This is a genomic window from Streptomyces sp. RLA131 (genome assembly GCF_056270125.1).
On sequence record NZ_JBWDOQ010000002.1, the window covers coordinates 7,677,883 to 7,693,441 of the forward strand.

Consider the following 15,559-nt stretch of genomic DNA (forward strand, 5'->3'; position numbering starts at 1 on the left):
GACGACGATGCCACAGCAGAACGAGACCCCCAACGGCGGCGCGGCCGCCACCGGCCCCTCCCCGGTCGCCGTACGACGCGGTGTCGGGATTTCCGGGCCCGCGAACGAGCCCGGCCCCGAACTCGGCCCCCGCACCCCCGATCCGGCCGCCGGCCGGGCTGCCGCGACCGTGCCCGGGTGGGCCCTGATGCGGCAGCCCCCGGGCAGCGCGGTTGCCGAGGAGGCGACCGCCCCTGCGGCCGCCCCGGAGGCCCAGGAGGCCGCCGACGGCCGGGCCGAGCCGGAAGGCGCGGCGGCGGGCATCGACGAAGGCATGGGCGGCCTGGGCGGGGCCGGGGCCGAAGGCGCCGCCGTATCTCCCTCGAACACTCCGCGCAAGCCCATGCTGGCCGCCGCCGGGATAGCGGGCGCCCTGCTGATCGCGGTGCCGTTCCTCGTCATGGCCCTGGGCAACGACGACAAGCCGAAGGACCCGGTCAACGCGGCACCGGTGGGCGGAATGACCCTGGCCCCCGGCGGAGCCGACGGACCCGCCGCCGGCTACGCCGCCGAGTCCCCCTCGGCCTCACCCTCCCCCTCGGGCTCGCACTCGGCCTCCAGGTCCCCCTCCCCGTCCGTCTCGGCGTCGCACAAGGCCGCGGCGGCCCGTTCGGCGTCGACCACCCGGCCGAGCGCCGCGCAGACGTCCGGAGCCGCAGCCAGGAGCCAGGCCACGACGAAGGCCGCCAAGCCCAGCGCCCGCGCCCTCGCCAACGCCGCCTCCAGCCAGACCAGCGTCCTGCTCAAGAACCTGACGACCGGCATGTGCGCCGACGTCCCCGGCTACGGCAAGGGCACCACCGACGGGCCGGTCAACCAGTACCCCTGCAACGGCACCAGTGGCGACAACCAGCTCTGGAACCTGGAGACCCACAAGGAGGCAGGCAGTGGTCCCAAGGGCTCCGTGCTCTTCCTGATCCGCAACACCAAGGACGGGATGTGCATGGACCTCCCGTACTACGGTGCGGCGGCCTCCGGTACGAAGATCACGGAGTACCCGTGCCAGGCCACGACCTCCGACAACCAGTACTGGTGGCTCGACCCCCGGTCCGACGGCACGTACTGGATCCGCAACTTCGTCAGCGGAGGCATGTGCCTCAACGTCCGCGGCAGCGCCACCGGGGGCAATGACACACCGTTGGACATCGGCACCTGCAACGACAGCACCACCGACGAACATCACTGGTCCTTCGTCTGACCCGACTGCCGGGACTGTCCGTCAGTGCGTTCTCCGGGCCCTGGAGACGGCGTCACACCGTGAGCTTGAGGGCGGTGAGCCAGAGCGTCTCCTCCAGGGCGCCGGCGAAGACGTAACCGCCGGGCTTGTCGCAGCCCATGCCGTGCCATCCCTGCTCCGTCACCTTCGCGGTCGCGCACGCCGAGCCCGAGCCGACGTTCACCGCGAGGGCCCGCATATACGGGGTCTTCTTGGCGACTCCGATGGTGAGGTCGACGCCGTCGACCGAACTCCTCCAGGGCGTCTGCTGCCATCCGGTGCCCTGCTGGAAAGCGTTGGCGGCAGTTCCGCTCGTGCCGGACACCGCGATGTCGACACCCGAGATGGGGTGGCTGTCCGAGCCCGTGCCCGCCGTCAGGCCGTCGCACACCGGGTCCTGCCACCCCATGTCGCTCACGTAGACCCGGTAGCAGATGTGCCGGCCGGGGCTGCTCGCGGCCAGCCGCTGGACGGCGACCGACGCGGTGTTCCGCGGGGGCGCGGACGTCTTCGCCGGGGTGGCCGCGGTCGTCTGCCCGCTTCCGCTTCCATTCCCGCCGACGCCGACGCTTCCGGCCTTCGGCATGGCCGACGGCGAGGGCGACGGCGACTTCTTCGCGCTCGCGCTCGCGCTGGGCGACGGGGACTTCTTCGCCGTGTGGCTCGGCGAGGCCGACGGGGACTCGGAGACGTACTGGCTCCCCGGCAGGCCGGGCTGCTCCGTCTCCAGCGTCGTACTGCCGTTCACCGGGGCCGCGTTGACGGAAGGATCCTTCTTGTCGCCGTCGTTCAGTGCCAGCACCAGGAACGGCACCGCGATCAGCAACGCCCCCGCGATGGCCGCGGCCGCCAGCATCGGCTTCTTCGGACCGGCCGAGGGCGGCCCCACCGCCTCGGACTCGTTCGAGCCGGTGCCCGCAGGCGCTTCGCCGGCCGCCTCGGCACCGGCGGGACCCGCCACCAGGGACTCCGACGCCGTCTCCTCCGCGGCCGGGCCGTTCTGCGCGGGTATGCCCTGGCCGCCGGGCTCCTGCCCCTGTTCCTGCTCCGTCCCGGACTGCGGCTCCGCTTCGGCTTCCGCTGTCGTCTCCGGGCCGTACGCTTCCCCGAACCGCGGCACGGTGACGGCGGCGGCCGCACCGGGGTACTGCCGCCGCCCCCGGGGCGCGAGGGCGGCGCCGGGATCCCCGGCAACGGCGGGAATGGCGGCCCCGTGCCGGACGGCGACCGGGGACTCGTTGACCGGCTCCTGCGGCGAACTACTGGAGGGGTCGTGCTGGCCGGGCTGTTGGCGGGGCATTGTGGCCTGCTCTCTACAGTCTTCGGCACGGAGTCTCCTCCGTCCTACAGAGTCACCCTCATACTTCAGGGGTTCATCTGTCACACGCAACTGGCTTGGTAACAAAGCCAGTTGGCTCCCCGCGCCCCGCGCGTACGCCACCCCCGCGCGGGGCACGGGTCCGTCCACGACGGACAGGCCCTACGGGATCCCGACGCCGCCGGCCTGCGAGACGCGGTCGATCTCGGCGAGCTCGCCCTCGGTGAGCGGCGCGGAGTCGATCGCGGCGAGGTTCTGGTCGAGCTGGGCGACGCTGCTCGCGCCGATCAGGACGGAGACGACGCGGGGGTCGCGAAGGACCCAGGCCAGGGCGAGCTGGGCGAGGGTCTGGCCGCGCCGCTCGGCGATCTTGTTGAGGTCGCGGAGCATGGTGAGCCGCTGCTCGGTGAGGGTGTCGCGCCTGAGGAAGTGACCGACGGCCATGCGGGAGTCGGCGGGGACCTCGCCTCTCAGGTAACGGTCCGTCAGCAGGCCCTGGGCGAGCGGGGAGAAGGCGATCAGGCTGGTGCCGGTCTCACCGATGGCGTCCAGGACGCCGTCCTCCAGGCCGCGGTTGAGCATGTTGTACGCGGACTGGTGGATCAGCAGCGGCGTGCCCAGCTCGGCGAGGATCTCCGCCGCCCGGCGGTGCTGCTCGGCCGGGTAGTTGGAGATGCCGGCGTACAGGGCCTTGCCCTGCCGCACCGCGGTGTCCAGGGCGCCCATGGTCTCCTCCAGGGGCGTGTCCGGGTCGAAGCGGTGGGAGTAGAAGACGTCGACGTAGTCCAGGCCCATCCGGCCCAGCGACTGGTCGAGGCTGGCCAGCAGGTACTTGCGCGAGCCCCATTCGCCGTACGGGCCGGGCCACATGTCGTAGCCGGCCTTGGTGGCGATGAACAGCTCGTCGCGGTACGGGCGGAGGTCGGCGCGGAAGTGGGTGCCGAAGTTGGCCTCGGCGGAGCCGTAGGGCGGGCCGTAGTTGTTGGCGAGGTCCAGGTGGACCACGCCGCGGTCCACGGCGCGGCGGAGCACGGCGCGTTGGGTCTCCAGGGGGGCGGTGTCGCCGAAGTTGTGCCACAGGCCGAGGGAGACGGCGGGCAGCCGTACGCCGCTGCGGCCGCAGCGGCGGTACTCCATGGAGTCGTAACGGTCGTCGGCCGCGAGGTAGCTCACGCGAGGGCTCCAGGGATTGCTGTTGGAAAATGTGCGGGATTGTGAGCCTACCGGCCCGGCGCTGGAGAATCCATGACGCGCGGCGGCCCGCCCGTCAGGTGGCGGCGGGTTCGTCCTCGTTCGCCGCCCGCTACCAGGTGCAGGGCAGGGTGCGGTGTCCGTGCGAGATGAACGAGCTGATCGGCCGCAGCTCCTCCGGGGGTACGGCCAGTGTGAGGCCGGGGAACCGCGCGAACAGGGCCGGTAGCGCGATCTCCGCCTCCAGCCGGGCCAGCGGCGCGCCCAGGCAGTGGTGGACGCCGTGGCCGAAGGCCAGATGCTCCTTGCCCGGGCGCGCCGCGTCGAAGCGGCCGGCGTCCTCGCCGTGGACCCCGGGGTCGCGCCCGGCGGCGGCGTACGAGGCCAGGATCGCGTCGCCCCGGGCGATCAGCACGCCGCCCGCCTCGATGTCCTCGACCGCGTAGCGCAGCGGCAGATGGGCCAGCGGTGCCTCGGTGCGCAGCGTCTCCTCGATGACGTCCGCCCAGCCGACCTGCCCGGTGCGGACCAGTTCCAGCTGCCCGGGGTGGGTGAGCAGGGCATGGACGGCGTTGTCGATGAGGTTGACCGTGGTCTCGTGCCCGGCGGCGATGATCAGCAGCAGGGTGTCGAGCAGTTCGGACTCGCTCAGCGCCGATCCGTCCTCCGCGTCGTGGGCGGCGATCAGGGCGCTGGTCAGGTCGTCGCCGGGCTCGGCCCGCCGGGTCGCGGCCAGGTCGCGCAGGATCCCGTACATCCGGTGGTAGTTGGCCATCGACTCCGCCGGGGTGAGCGAGGTGTCGAAGCCGCGGTCCACGCAGGTCCGCAGTCCCTCGCGCAGTCGCTCGGGCACGCCCATCAGCTCGGTGATCACCTGGATGGGGATCGGATAGGCGAAGGAGGCCCTCAGGTCGGCCGGGGTTCCGGGGGGTGTGGCGGCGAGCCGGTCGAGCAGTCCTTCGGTGATCTCCTCGACACGGGGGCGCAGGGCGGCGGTGCGGCGGGCGGTGAAGGCGGGGGCGACCAGCCGGCGCAGCCGCCGGTGGTCGGCACCGTAGGCGTTCAGCATGCTGGTCACGGCGACCCAGACGAACAGTGGCCAGTCCTGCGGTATCGCGCCGTTGATGAAGGCCGGCCAGTGCCGGCGGGCGTCCTTGGAGACCCGGGGGTCGGTGAGCAGCCGCTTGAGCAGGTCCTGGCTGGTCACGGACCAGGCGCGCACCCCGCCCGGCAGTTCGATCAGGGTGACCGGACCGCGCTCGCGTAAGCGGGCGCCTTCCGCGTGGATGTCGGCGCCGGTCGGATCGAGAACCACGGGGGGCTGAGAAGTCATGACCAAGACATGCGCCGCGGGGCCACTTTCCATGCGTGACCGGATGAGTCGGGGCAAATCGCCCACGGGTGACGGGTGTCACTCATGAAATACCGTACGGAACACCCCTGTCGCTATCTGTCCACATTAACCCCATTCTGTGACTCCATAAATTGATCGAGTTACGGACGGTCAGCATTTTGTGCACACAGAGCGGACACTTCTCACCTAACGTCATCGAATTCTAAGATCAAGTTGCAGTCCTCTTGATCCTATGTTTGGACACCTTGCTCTGGCCGGACACCGTCGTTTAGCTTCGCAGTCCCGCAGGTCAAATGCCTTCGGGATTCTGTCGGGCGGAACGCCGAATCCTGCCGCCGCCCGGTGGCCAACACTGAACGCTCAGGGCAGGAGCGGGGGACCCAGGTAATCGCCGTAGCCGGAGGACCGGAACGGCTTGGGGTTAAGTCGCAGTGCAGTGCCGTTTGTTCCGGCCTGCCTGTGGCCGGGCATCTCCAGCCCGAACCCGACAGCTTACCTCGCAGGCGCCGGAGAGGAATTCCGCATGCCCGCAAAGGGAAAGCACCGTCGTGTCCGCGCAAACCGTTTCACCCGGATCGGCGTTGTCGCCGGCACCACCGGTGCGGCCATCGCGCTCCCCATGGTCGGCGCCACCGGCGCCCGCGCCGCCTCGGTGAGCACCTGGGACAAGGTCGCCACCTGCGAGAGCACCAACAACTGGAGCATCAACACGGGTAACGGCTTCTACGGTGGCCTGCAGTTCACCCAGAGCACCTGGGCGGGCTTCGGCGGCACCACGTACGCCCCCCGTGCCGACCTGGCCACCAAGGCGCAGCAGATCGCCATCGCCGAGAAGGTCCTGGCGGTCCAGGGCCCGCAGGCCTGGCCGGTGTGCGGCCCCAAGGCCGGACTGACCCAGGCCATGGCCGACACCTCCTCCGCCCCGGCGGCCTCCACCCCCGCGGCCGCCCCGAAGAAGGCCACGGAGGCCAAGGCCCCGGCCGCTTCCTCCCCGGCGTCCTCCTCGAAGTCCACCGCCAAGACCTACCGGGTCGCCGGCGGCGACACGCTCTCCAAGATCGCCGACGCCCAGGACGTCGCCGGTGGCTGGCAGGAGCTGTACTCCGACAACAAGAGCGTCATCGGCGGCAACCCGAACCTGATCTACCCCAACCAGGTTCTGACGCTCGGCCAGAAGGCCGCCGCCTCGACCGCCAAGACCACCAGGTCCGCGGTCGTCACCCCGCGCAAGAGCACCGCCCCGGCGACCACGTCGTCCGCGGCCAAGTCCTCCTCCGCCGCCCAGAGCAGCGCCTCCGGCTACACCCGCCCGGTCGACGGCGCCATCCTCGGCACCGCCTACCGCACGGCCGGTGCCATGTGGTCCAGCGGCTACCACACCGGCCAGGACTTCGTCGTCCCGACCGGTACCCGGGTCAAGGCCATCGCCAACGCCACCGTGGTCTCGGCCGGTTGGGGCGGTGCCTACGGCAACCAGGTCGTCCTGCGGCTCGCCGACGGCAAGTACGCCCAGTACGCGCACCTGTCCTCGATCGCGGTCTCGGCCGGCCAGTCCGTCTCCGAGGGCCAGCAGCTCGGCCTGTCCGGCGCGACCGGTAACGTCACCGGCCCGCACCTGCACTTCGAGATCCGCACCTCCCCGAACTACGGCTCGGACCTGGACCCGCTGGCCTACCTCCGCGCCCACGGTGTGAGCATCTGAGGCAGCCCCGTCAGGGCGTGACTTCAGAGCCTGGCTCTCAGTCAGGACCCATGTGCCTGTTCCCGCGGCGGCGGGGACAGGCACATGCCTTTGTCCCGTGACCGAAACGGACCTGATATTTCCGTTTGTTGTTCCCTCTCGAACTGGCGATCAGTAGCCTGACTGCGCACTACTGACTTTCTGCCGAACGCCTGACGAGCTGGAGACAACAGATGGTGGAGCGTCCCGCCTGGGCACCGCAGGGCATCGACGTGTCGGTGCCGAGCGTGTCCCGCATCTACGACTACTACCTCGGCGGTTCGCACAACTTCGAGGCAGACCGGGAAGCGGGACGGCGGGCGATCGAGGTCTTCCCCGGGCTGCCGAAAATCATGCAGGCGAACCGGGCGTTCATGCGCCGCGCCGTCAGACACGCAGTGGACCAGGGCGTCACCCAGTTCCTCGACATCGGCTCCGGGATACCCACCTTCGGCAACGTCCACGAGGTCGCCCAGGCCGCCAGCCCCGGCGCCGCCGTCGTCTACGTCGACCACGACCCGGTCGCCGTCGCGCACAGCCGGTCGGTCCTGGCCGGCAACGAACGCGCCGACATCGTCTCCGCCGACCTGCGCACCCCCCGGGACATCCTCGACAGCGAGGCGGTCGGCCGGCTCCTCGACCTCGACCGTCCGGTGGCCCTGCTGCTCGTCGCCGTACTGCACTTCCTGGAGGACGCCGACGAGCCGCGCAAGGCCGTCGCCGAACTGCGCGACGCGCTCGCCCCCGGCAGCCTGCTGGTGCTCACCCATGCCTCCACCGACGGCGGCCCCCGGCTCCCGGAGCAGGGCGACCGGGTCGAGGGCGTCTACCGCAACATCGGCTCCCCGCTGGTGATGCGCTCGCGCCCCGAGGTGGAACGTTTCTTCGAGGGCTTCGAACTGGTCGACCCCGGAGTGGTCGCCATGCCGCTGTGGCGTCCCGACGGCACGGACGACGACGCCGACCCGGTCATCCACACCGGCTTCGCGGGCGTGGGGCGCAAGGCGTGACCACCGCACCGGGCGAACCCGACGCCCTGCGGCGCTTCGCGGCCATCTGGAGCCGCGCCATCTACCCGGCCACCGCCACCTCGATGACCAGCGCCGAGTTCGAGGACTACCTCATCCCGCTGGCGCAGAGCCTGTCGGACGCGCTGCGGGCCCAGCCCTTCGACCCCAGACCCGGCGCCGGGACCGGGTCCGCACTGGTCGCCGCACACTGCACCGACCCCGACGCGCTGCCCCGCATCCTCGGCGTCGTCGACGCGTATCTGCTGCTCTACTGCCCGCCCGGGACCGCCGTCCCCGCCGACGAGGCCCGCGCCCGGTGCGGCCGGCTCCAGCACTGGATAGCCGCCGGATACGCCCGCAGCCTCCGCGAACGCACCCTGGCCGAACAGGAGGCGCTCTCCCGCGCCGCCCTCGCCGCCCGCGCCGAGGCCGAACAGGCCCTCCACGAGAGCGAGGCCCGCTTCCGGGCCGTCTTCGAGGGAGCCTCCATCGGCATCGGCATCGCCGACATGGACGGCACCGTCATCGACGTCAACGACGCCCTCACCCGGATGTTCGGCGGCATCGAGCACCACGTACGCAGCCGCAAGGTCAACGACTGGGTGCATCCCGACGACGGCCCCGGGACCTGGGACCTGCAACGCGAACTGGCTCGCGGCGAGCGCGACGACTACAGCATCGAGAAACCCTACTTCCGCACCGACGGCACCCCGGTGTGGACCAATCTGACCGTCTCCCTGCTGCGGGACTCCGCCGGCACCCCGCAGTACATGCTCTCCCTGATGGAGGACATCACCGAGCGCCGCCTCCTGCACGAGCGGCTGCGCTACGAGGCCACCCACGACGCGCTCACCGGCCTCGCCAACCGCACCCTGTTCTTCGAACGCCTCGAACAAGCCCTCGCCGCGGGCACCGGCACCGACGGGGACACCGTCACCGCTCCCGCCCGGATCGGCCTGTGCTACCTCGACCTCGACGGCTTCAAGGACATCAACGACAGCCTCGGCCACGCCGTCGGCGACCAGCTGCTGGTCGCCGTCGCCGACCGGCTGCGGGCCTGCGTCACCTCACCGGGACAGCTGGTGGCCCGCGTCGGCGGCGACGAGTTCGTCGTCATCGCCGCCAATCCCGCGAGCCCCTCCGACGTGGCGGCCCTGGCCGACCGCATCCTCGCCGCCCTCGCCGACCCCATCCACATCGAGGGCCGGGACCTGTCCGTCCGGTGCAGCATCGGCATCGTCGAGGGACCGGCCGCCGCCCTCGGCCCGGCCGAGGCGCTGCGCAGCGCCGACATCACCATGTACCGGGCCAAGGCCGCCGGCGGGAACCGGTTCGCCCTGTCCGACCCGGACGCCGACGCCCGCGCCATCACCCGCCACGGCCTGGTCAACCGGCTGCCCACCGCCCTGGAACGCGGCGAGTTCTTCATCGAGTACCAGCCGCTGGTCGACCTCGCCGACGGCAGCGTACGCGGCGCCGAGGCCCTGGTCCGCTGGTGCCACCCGGTGCACGGCACCCTCGGCCCCGACCACTTCATCCCGCTCGCCGAGAGCACCGGCCTGATCGTGCCGCTGGGCCGCTGGGTACTGGGCGAGGCCGCCCGCCAGGCCCGCGGCTGGCAGCTCCCGGGCGACACCGGGCACGGCCGGCCGCTGCGGGTCAACGTCAACCTCTCGCCCTCCCAGCTCCACCACCCCGGCCTGGTCCGCGAGACGGTCGCCGCCCTCGCCGAGGCCGGCCTCGAACCGTCCGCGCTCTGCCTGGAGGTCACCGAGAGCGCACTGATCGGCGCCGACGAGGACCTGCTGCGCCCGCTGCGCCAGTTCGCCGAACTCGGCATGGACATCGCCCTGGACGACTTCGGCACCGGCTACTCCAACCTGGCCTCGCTGCGCAGGCTGCCCATCACCACCCTGAAACTGGACCGGTCCTTCACCCGGGGCATGCAGCACCGCCCCGTCGACCCCGTCGACGTCAAGATCGTGGACGGTATCGTCCAGCTCGCCCACACCCTCGGCATGTCGGTCACCGTGGAAGGCGTCGAGACCGGGCTGCAGGCCGAGCATCTGAGGGTGCTGGGCTGCGACACCGCACAGGGCTGGTACTACGCCCGCCCCGGCCCGCCCGACCGGCTGCACGCCCTGTCGCTCGTCGACGCCGGTTGAGCACGGGGCCCGGGGGAAGGAATGGGAGCGAGGGTGAGATGAGCTCCCATGACGCACCACAGCAACCGCGGCACCGGCGAAGCGGGCGCCCTCCCGCCCGGTGACCTGGACGACCTCGTCGACACGGCGGCCACCGCCCGCGCCACCCTGGACGGGCACGGGGTCGTCACCGGCTGGAGCGAAGGCGCCCGCCGTCTGCTCGGCCACCGCCCCGGCGAGGTCGTCGGACGGCCCGCCTCCGCCCTCCTCGACGGCGACGCCGACGCCGACGCCGAAGGCACGGTCCCGCACCTCGTGGACCTCGTGGACCGCTCCCTCGCACGGCTGCCCCGCTGGAACGGCACCCTCTCGCTGCGCCACCGCGACGGCCACCGCCTACGGACCCGTCTGCTGGCCCACCGTCACGCCACCGCCGACGGCACCACCGAATGGCTGCTGGTCTCCCCGCTGACCGGAACCCTTCCCCGCCCCCGCGACGACGACCTGGACCGGCTGGCCTTCGCCCAGTCACCGTGCTGCACCACGGCCCTGTACGACACCCGGCTGCGGCTGTGCCGGGCCAACGAGGACATGCAACGGGCCATGGCGCTCACCGAGGACGAGATGCGGGGCCTGCGCGTCCCGGAGATAGTCCCCGACCCCCAGAGCGACCGCACCGAACAGGCCATGGCCCAGGTACTCGCCGACGGCCGGCCCCGCTACCTCGAAACGTATCTGCGGACCGAGGGGGAGCGCTGTGAGCACGCCTGGAACGTCTACCTCGGCCCGCTCAGGGACGCCGACGGAGCCATCCGCGGCGTCTGCCTCGCCGCCCACGACCGGACCGATCAGCACTGGGCCAGGCAGCGGCTGCAACTGCTCAACGACGCCGGCCTGCGGATCGGCACCACCCTGGACGTCGAGCGCACGGCGCGGGAACTCGCCGAGGCCGCCGTCCCCGAACTGTCGGACTTCGCCAGCGTCGACCTGCTGGACCGCGTCTACCGGGGCGCCGAACCCGACACCGGGCCCGAACCGGCCTCGGTGCTGCTGCGCCGGCTCGCCCACGCCTCCGTACTGCCGGGTGTCCCCGAGTCCGTCGTCGGCCTGGGAACCGCCGACTCCTACCCGGCGTTCTCCCCGCCCGCCGAATGCCTGGCGACCGGCCGCCCGGTCGTACAGCGGCTCACCGACCCCGGGGTGGCGCGCTGGGCGGCCGCGGACTCCGTCCGCGCGGAGCGGATGAACCGCTTCGGGGTGCACTCCCTGATGGCGGTGCCCATCCAGGCCCGCGGCAGCACCCTCGGAGTGGTGGTCTTCGTCCGCCACCGGCGCCCGGACCCCTTCGAGGAGGACGACGTCCTGCTGGCCACGGAGATCACCACCAGGGCCGCCGTCTGCCTCGACAACGCCCGCCGCTACACCCGCGAACGCACCACCGCCCTGACCCTGCAGCGCAGCCTGCTGCCGCGCGCCACGCCCCCGCGGGCGGCCGTGGAGGTCGCCTCCCGCTATCTGCCGGCCGGCTCCGAGGCGGGTGTGGGCGGCGACTGGTTCGACGTCATCCCGCTGTCGGGGGCCCGGGTCGCCCTGGTCGCCGGGGACGTCGTCGGCCACGGCATCCAGGCCGCGGCGGCCATGGGCCGGCTCCGTACCGCCGTACGCACCCTGGCCGACGTCGACCTGCCGCCCGACGAACTCCTCACCCACCTCGACGACCTCGTCAACCGGGCCTCCACCCAGGGCGACGCCGACGAGGCCTCCGCCGGCGTCACCGGCGCGACCTGCCTGTACGCGGTCTACGACCCGGTCTCCGGCACCTGCTGCGCCGCCCGCGCCGGGCATCCGCCACCCCTCCTGGTCGGCCCCGGACCCGGGACGGCCGGCGGACACACCGTGGAGTTCCTGGACCTGCCGGCCGGGCCCCTGCTCGGGCTGGGCGGCGGACTGCCCTTCGAGGCCGCCGAGACCGCCGTGGACCCGGGCAGCCTGGTCGTGCTCTACACCAACGGGCTGGTCCAGTCCCGGGAGCGGGACCTCGACCAGGGCCTCGCCGAGCTGCGGCGGGTCCTCGCCACCCCGGCGCCCACCCTGGAGGGCACCTGCGACCAGGTCCTGCGGGCGATGCTTCCGCAACACCCCGGCGACGACGTCGCCCTGCTCATGGCACGCACCCGGGTGCTCGACCGGGGCCAGGTGGCCACCTGGGACCTGTCCGCCGAGCCCTCGGTGGTCTGCGCGGCCCGCAGAGCCGCCGCACGGCAGCTGGCCGCCTGGGGCCTTGAGGCGGCCGGGTTCACCACCGAACTGGTCGTCAGCGAGCTGGTCACCAACGCCATCCGCTACGGCGCCGCCCCCCTCCAGCTCCGGCTGATCCACGACCGCACCCTGATCTGCGAGGTCTCGGACGGCAGCAACACCGCCCCCCATCCGCGCCGGGCCCGGACCTTCGACGAGGGCGGCCGCGGACTGCTCCTGGTCGCGCGGCTCTGCGAGGCCTGGGGCACCCGGCAGTCGTACCGGGGCAAGACCATCTGGGCCGAACAGGCGCTGCCCGCCGACCTGTGAACACGGGTCAAGAGCGGAGAATAGTACGGATCCGGCATGTGCCTGGTGGAAATGCCGCAACAACCGCGAATCGCGCGACGCTCCACTAACGTTCCGTGGCATCTGGTCTACCGAAAGTATCGGGTGAGGGAGTTCGTGTTGCCCGGAATCGACGAGTGCCTGGCCGAGGCCATGGCCATCCCCGGAGTGCTCGGGGCCAGTCTGGTCGACTGGAGCAGCGGACTCGTCCTGGGCACCGCGGGGGAGGGACCCAACGACGACCACGAGGTCACCGCGGTGGAGACCACCGAGGTGGTCCGCGCGGTGGTGGACGGCGGATCCTTCACCGCGACGCAGACCGGCAAGGTGCCGGTCGAGGACATCATCATCAGCGCCAGCGCCGGCTACCACCTGATGCGGTTCATAGACACCTCGTTCGAGAGCAGCGTCTTCCTCTACCTGTGGCTCGACCGCGGCGAGTCCAACCTCGCCCTCGCCCGCTTCCGACTGCAGTCCCTGGCCGAGAAGCTGGTGCTGGTGTGAGAACCCTGATCGGACAGGACTTCGACGCCGCGCTGGCCTCGCTCGCCACCGAACGGGCCACCGGCGCCCTCTACGGCGACCGCGGCGTGCTGTACCTGTGCGAGGGCGCGGTGGTCCACGCGGAGAGCCCCATGGCGCCCGACCTCGGCAGCCGGCTCACCGCCTGCGGGCGGCTGTCCGAGGACGCCTGGCGCAAGGCCCTGGCCGAGGCCGGCCACGACTGCCGGGTCGGACCCTTCCTGGTCGAGCACGGCTGCCTGACCCGGGGCGAGCTCGAACTGTGCCATCTCGGGGCGCTGTTCGACGCGGCCTACTTCGTCCTGCTCCCGGGGTCGGAACCCAGCCGCTTCCTGCAGGGCGCCAGTCACTGGCTCGGCCCCGTACGGCCCGTCCGCGCCGATGTGCTGCGACGTGAGTCCGGCCGCAGACGGGCCCTGCTGGACCGGGTCTGGCCCTGGCCGGCCGCCGACGCCGGGCCCGTCGTCCCCCGGGCCGGCGACGACCCGTACCGCAGGCGGGGCTGCACCCCCAATCCCGGCCAGCGCGCGGTGCTGGAGCTGGCCGACGGCTCGCGCACCCCGCCGCAGATCGCCTGGCTGCTGGGACGCTCCGCGTTCACCACCGTGCTCGACGTACGGCATCTGGCGGCAGCCGGCTACGTCGAGACCCCGGCGCCTGCGGGCCGGGAAGCCCGGCACGGTCAGAACCCGCCGCAGGACCCGCCGCCGCGCGACCCCGACCCCGATATCGATCTGCTGATCCGGATCCGCGACGCGCTGGAGGCCCGTCTGTGAGTGCACTTCCCGCCCGTGCCGGGTTCTCGGACCGGCCATGGAGGCGCGCTCTGAAACAGCTCGCCGGAACCGGAAGGAGGCAGCCGATGACCGTGCAACCCGAGGTGCTCGCCGAACTGCGCAGCCTGCGCGCACGCGTGCCGCATCTGACGGGCGGCCTCGTGGCGAGCACCGACGGGATGGTGATCGCCCACGACACGAGCGGCATCGAACCGGACGGCGTCGCCGCGCTGACCGCGGCGGCGCTGGGCGTCGGCACCCGCCTCACCGAGGCCACCGGGCAGGGGGGTTTCCGCGAACTCATGGCCCGGGGCGAGCTCGGCTATGTGGCGACCTACTCCGCGGGACTGAGCGCCACTCTCACCGTGGTGGCCGGCCCCGACACAAACGTCGGCCGGCTCCATCTGGAGGCCCGCCGATCCAGCGGGCGTATCGGCGACCTCGTCGACGGCGCGCCCGACCACCAGGAGCGGACATGACTCCACAACCACCCGGCACCGGGCGCGGGCGTGCCGCGCCCGGAACCCGGCGCCAGGTAATAGGCAAACCCACGAAAGGAAGCGAGACCCTGATGGCGAATACCGAAACCGCGTTGAAGGACTGCATGACCTCGATCGAGGGGGTCATCGGCTGCGCGCTCGTCGACTACGGCAGCGGCATGGCCCTGGGCACCCTCGGCGGCTCCAAGGACCTCGACCTCACGGTCGCGGCCGCGGGCAACACCGATGTGATCCGGGCCAAGATGCGCACGATGGAGATGCTCAACATCAAGGAGGGGATCGAGGACGTCCTGATCACCCTCGGCTCCCAGTACCACCTGATCCGGCTGATCAGCAGCCGGGCCGGAAAGGGTCTGTTCCTCTACCTGGCCCTGGACCGGGAGCGGGCCAATCTGGCGATGGCCCGTCACCAGCTCAAGCGCATCGAGGCGGACCTCGACGTCTGACGGGACGTCCGCCGGCCGGTGGCACGCGCGTGTGGGGCGTGCGTGCCTGTGGTTCCGGTGATCGCGACTCCCGTCCCGGCGGCGGCTCGGCTCAGTGACTGCCGTGGTCCTCGCCGGCCTCGACCGATCCGCCCAGCTCCTTCTGGACCGGCCCCAGGGCCTTGAGGTCGGCCTCGACCACCCAGCGGGTGCCCACCAGATAGTCACCGCCGTACGGCTTGGCGTTGTCCAGCCAGGTCCGCTGGCCCGTCTTTGACGCGAAGGTCAGCACGATGAACGTCTGCTTCGCCTTGCGGCAACTGCTCTGCCGCAGCTCCGCGCTGTCCGTCTGCAACGACGACTTGCACCCGATGGTCTTGGTGATCCGTTCCAGCTTCATCGGCCCACCGGTCGCCTGTTGACCGCTGTCCGACGAACCGCAGCCCGACACCGCGAGCAATGCCGCGGCGGTCGCTGCCGCCGCCGCCCACCGTACGGTCATCAGTGATCCTCGAACGTCGTTTTTCCCGGGTCGTCGCACGCCGCGACGGTAGCCGCTCTCGGCCGTCCAGGCGAGGCACAAGCCGAATCCGTCACGCTGACAGCGTCCGTATGCCAAAATTCGCCCCCGCGCGCGCCAAGAGCGTCCGATCGGGCATACTCATCGCGCCGCAGCCGCTGGTCAGGCCGCGCCGAGACCCGGCGGGAGACCATCGGTACACGGTCACGACACACGGCGCGCCCGCCCACACCCTGAG

General features: G+C 71.8%; 13 protein-coding genes and 1 riboswitch. Of the genes, 9 read left to right on the forward strand and 4 right to left on the reverse strand.

From position 1 onward, the window contains the following. Positions 1–7: 7 nt before the first annotated feature. Complete coding sequence (locus RWE79_RS35650) at positions 8–1,237, forward strand: RICIN domain-containing protein (RefSeq protein WP_475944340.1); 1,230 nt, start codon at positions 8–10, stop codon at positions 1,235–1,237. 52 nt (positions 1,238–1,289) lie between these two features. Here RWE79_RS35650 and RWE79_RS35655 read toward each other — a convergent pair whose 3' ends face one another. The 3 genes from RWE79_RS35655 to RWE79_RS35665 form a co-directional block, all read right to left on the reverse strand. Continuing rightward, positions 1,290–2,555: a hypothetical protein gene (locus RWE79_RS35655; RefSeq protein ID WP_475944342.1), complete on the reverse strand. Its 1,266-nt coding sequence runs from the start codon at positions 2,553–2,555 to the stop codon at positions 1,290–1,292. Positions 2,556–2,735: 180 nt separating this feature from the next. After that, a complete protein-coding gene (locus RWE79_RS35660) occupies positions 2,736–3,746 on the reverse strand; it encodes an aldo/keto reductase (protein WP_475944344.1) in 1,011 nt (336 codons plus the stop codon). 130 nt (positions 3,747–3,876) lie between these two features. Further along, positions 3,877–5,097, reverse strand: coding sequence for a cytochrome P450 family protein (locus RWE79_RS35665; RefSeq protein ID WP_475944346.1), 1,221 nt, complete (start codon positions 5,095–5,097; stop codon positions 3,877–3,879). Between the two features lie 368 nt (positions 5,098–5,465). Then, positions 5,466–5,639: riboswitch (cyclic di-AMP (ydaO/yuaA leader) on the forward strand. A 2-nt stretch (positions 5,640–5,641) separates the two neighbouring features. Here RWE79_RS35665 and RWE79_RS35670 point away from each other — a divergent pair. From RWE79_RS35670 to RWE79_RS35705, 8 genes are all read left to right on the forward strand, one after another. Continuing rightward, a complete protein-coding gene (locus tag RWE79_RS35670) occupies positions 5,642–6,820 on the forward strand; it encodes a transglycosylase family protein (protein WP_475944348.1) in 1,179 nt (392 codons plus the stop codon). 215 nt (positions 6,821–7,035) lie between these two features. Then, on the forward strand, positions 7,036–7,848 hold the full coding sequence (locus RWE79_RS35675; RefSeq protein ID WP_475946309.1) for an SAM-dependent methyltransferase: 813 nt from the start codon (positions 7,036–7,038) through the stop codon (positions 7,846–7,848). Then, positions 7,845–10,013: a putative bifunctional diguanylate cyclase/phosphodiesterase gene (locus tag RWE79_RS35680; RefSeq protein ID WP_475944350.1), complete on the forward strand. Its 2,169-nt coding sequence runs from the start codon at positions 7,845–7,847 to the stop codon at positions 10,011–10,013. Before RWE79_RS35675 ends, RWE79_RS35680 begins: the two co-directional genes overlap by 4 nt. Before the next feature lie 48 nt (positions 10,014–10,061). Then, positions 10,062–12,560, forward strand: a complete 2,499-nt coding sequence (locus RWE79_RS35685) for a SpoIIE family protein phosphatase (RefSeq protein WP_475944352.1) — start codon at positions 10,062–10,064, stop codon at positions 12,558–12,560. 138 nt (positions 12,561–12,698) lie between these two features. Next, a complete protein-coding gene (locus RWE79_RS35690) occupies positions 12,699–13,082 on the forward strand; it encodes a hypothetical protein (protein WP_475944353.1) in 384 nt (127 codons plus the stop codon). Next, positions 13,079–13,876, forward strand: a complete 798-nt coding sequence (locus tag RWE79_RS35695; protein WP_475944355.1) for a transcriptional regulator — start codon at positions 13,079–13,081, stop codon at positions 13,874–13,876. Before RWE79_RS35690 ends, RWE79_RS35695 begins: the two co-directional genes overlap by 4 nt. Positions 13,877–13,962: 86 nt before the next feature. Further along, positions 13,963–14,355 (forward strand): roadblock/LC7 domain-containing protein, encoded by a 393-nt coding sequence (locus tag RWE79_RS35700; RefSeq protein ID WP_475944357.1) that lies wholly within the window; start codon positions 13,963–13,965, stop codon positions 14,353–14,355. 92 nt (positions 14,356–14,447) lie between these two features. Further along, a complete protein-coding gene (locus RWE79_RS35705; protein WP_475944359.1) occupies positions 14,448–14,822 on the forward strand; it encodes a hypothetical protein in 375 nt (124 codons plus the stop codon). A gap of 91 nt (positions 14,823–14,913) precedes the next feature. Here RWE79_RS35705 and RWE79_RS35710 read toward each other — a convergent pair whose 3' ends face one another. After that, the gene (locus tag RWE79_RS35710; RefSeq protein ID WP_475944361.1) at positions 14,914–15,303 is read right to left on the reverse strand and encodes a hypothetical protein; all 390 of its coding nucleotides are present in this window, start codon (positions 15,301–15,303) and stop codon (positions 14,914–14,916) included. Positions 15,304–15,559 lie beyond the last annotated feature (256 nt).

Excerpts from the sequence above, each read along its gene's own strand:
- RWE79_RS35700 (WP_475944357.1), top strand. The coding sequence starts at position 13,963 with ATGACCGTGCAACCCGAGGTGCTCGCCGAACTGCGCAGCCTGCGCGCA.
- RWE79_RS35670 (WP_475944348.1), top strand. The coding sequence starts at position 5,642 with ATGCCCGCAAAGGGAAAGCACCGTCGTGTCCGCGCAAACCGTTTCACC.
- RWE79_RS35650 (WP_475944340.1), top strand. The coding sequence starts at position 8 with ATGCCACAGCAGAACGAGACCCCCAACGGCGGCGCGGCCGCCACCGGC.
- RWE79_RS35665 (WP_475944346.1), bottom strand. The coding sequence starts at position 5,097 with ATGACTTCTCAGCCCCCCGTGGTTCTCGATCCGACCGGCGCCGACATC.
- RWE79_RS35705 (WP_475944359.1), top strand. The coding sequence starts at position 14,448 with ATGGCGAATACCGAAACCGCGTTGAAGGACTGCATGACCTCGATCGAG.
- RWE79_RS35685 (WP_475944352.1), top strand. The coding sequence starts at position 10,062 with ATGACGCACCACAGCAACCGCGGCACCGGCGAAGCGGGCGCCCTCCCG.
- RWE79_RS35710 (WP_475944361.1), bottom strand. The coding sequence starts at position 15,303 with ATGACCGTACGGTGGGCGGCGGCGGCAGCGACCGCCGCGGCATTGCTC.
- RWE79_RS35655 (WP_475944342.1), bottom strand. The coding sequence starts at position 2,555 with ATGCCCCGCCAACAGCCCGGCCAGCACGACCCCTCCAGTAGTTCGCCG.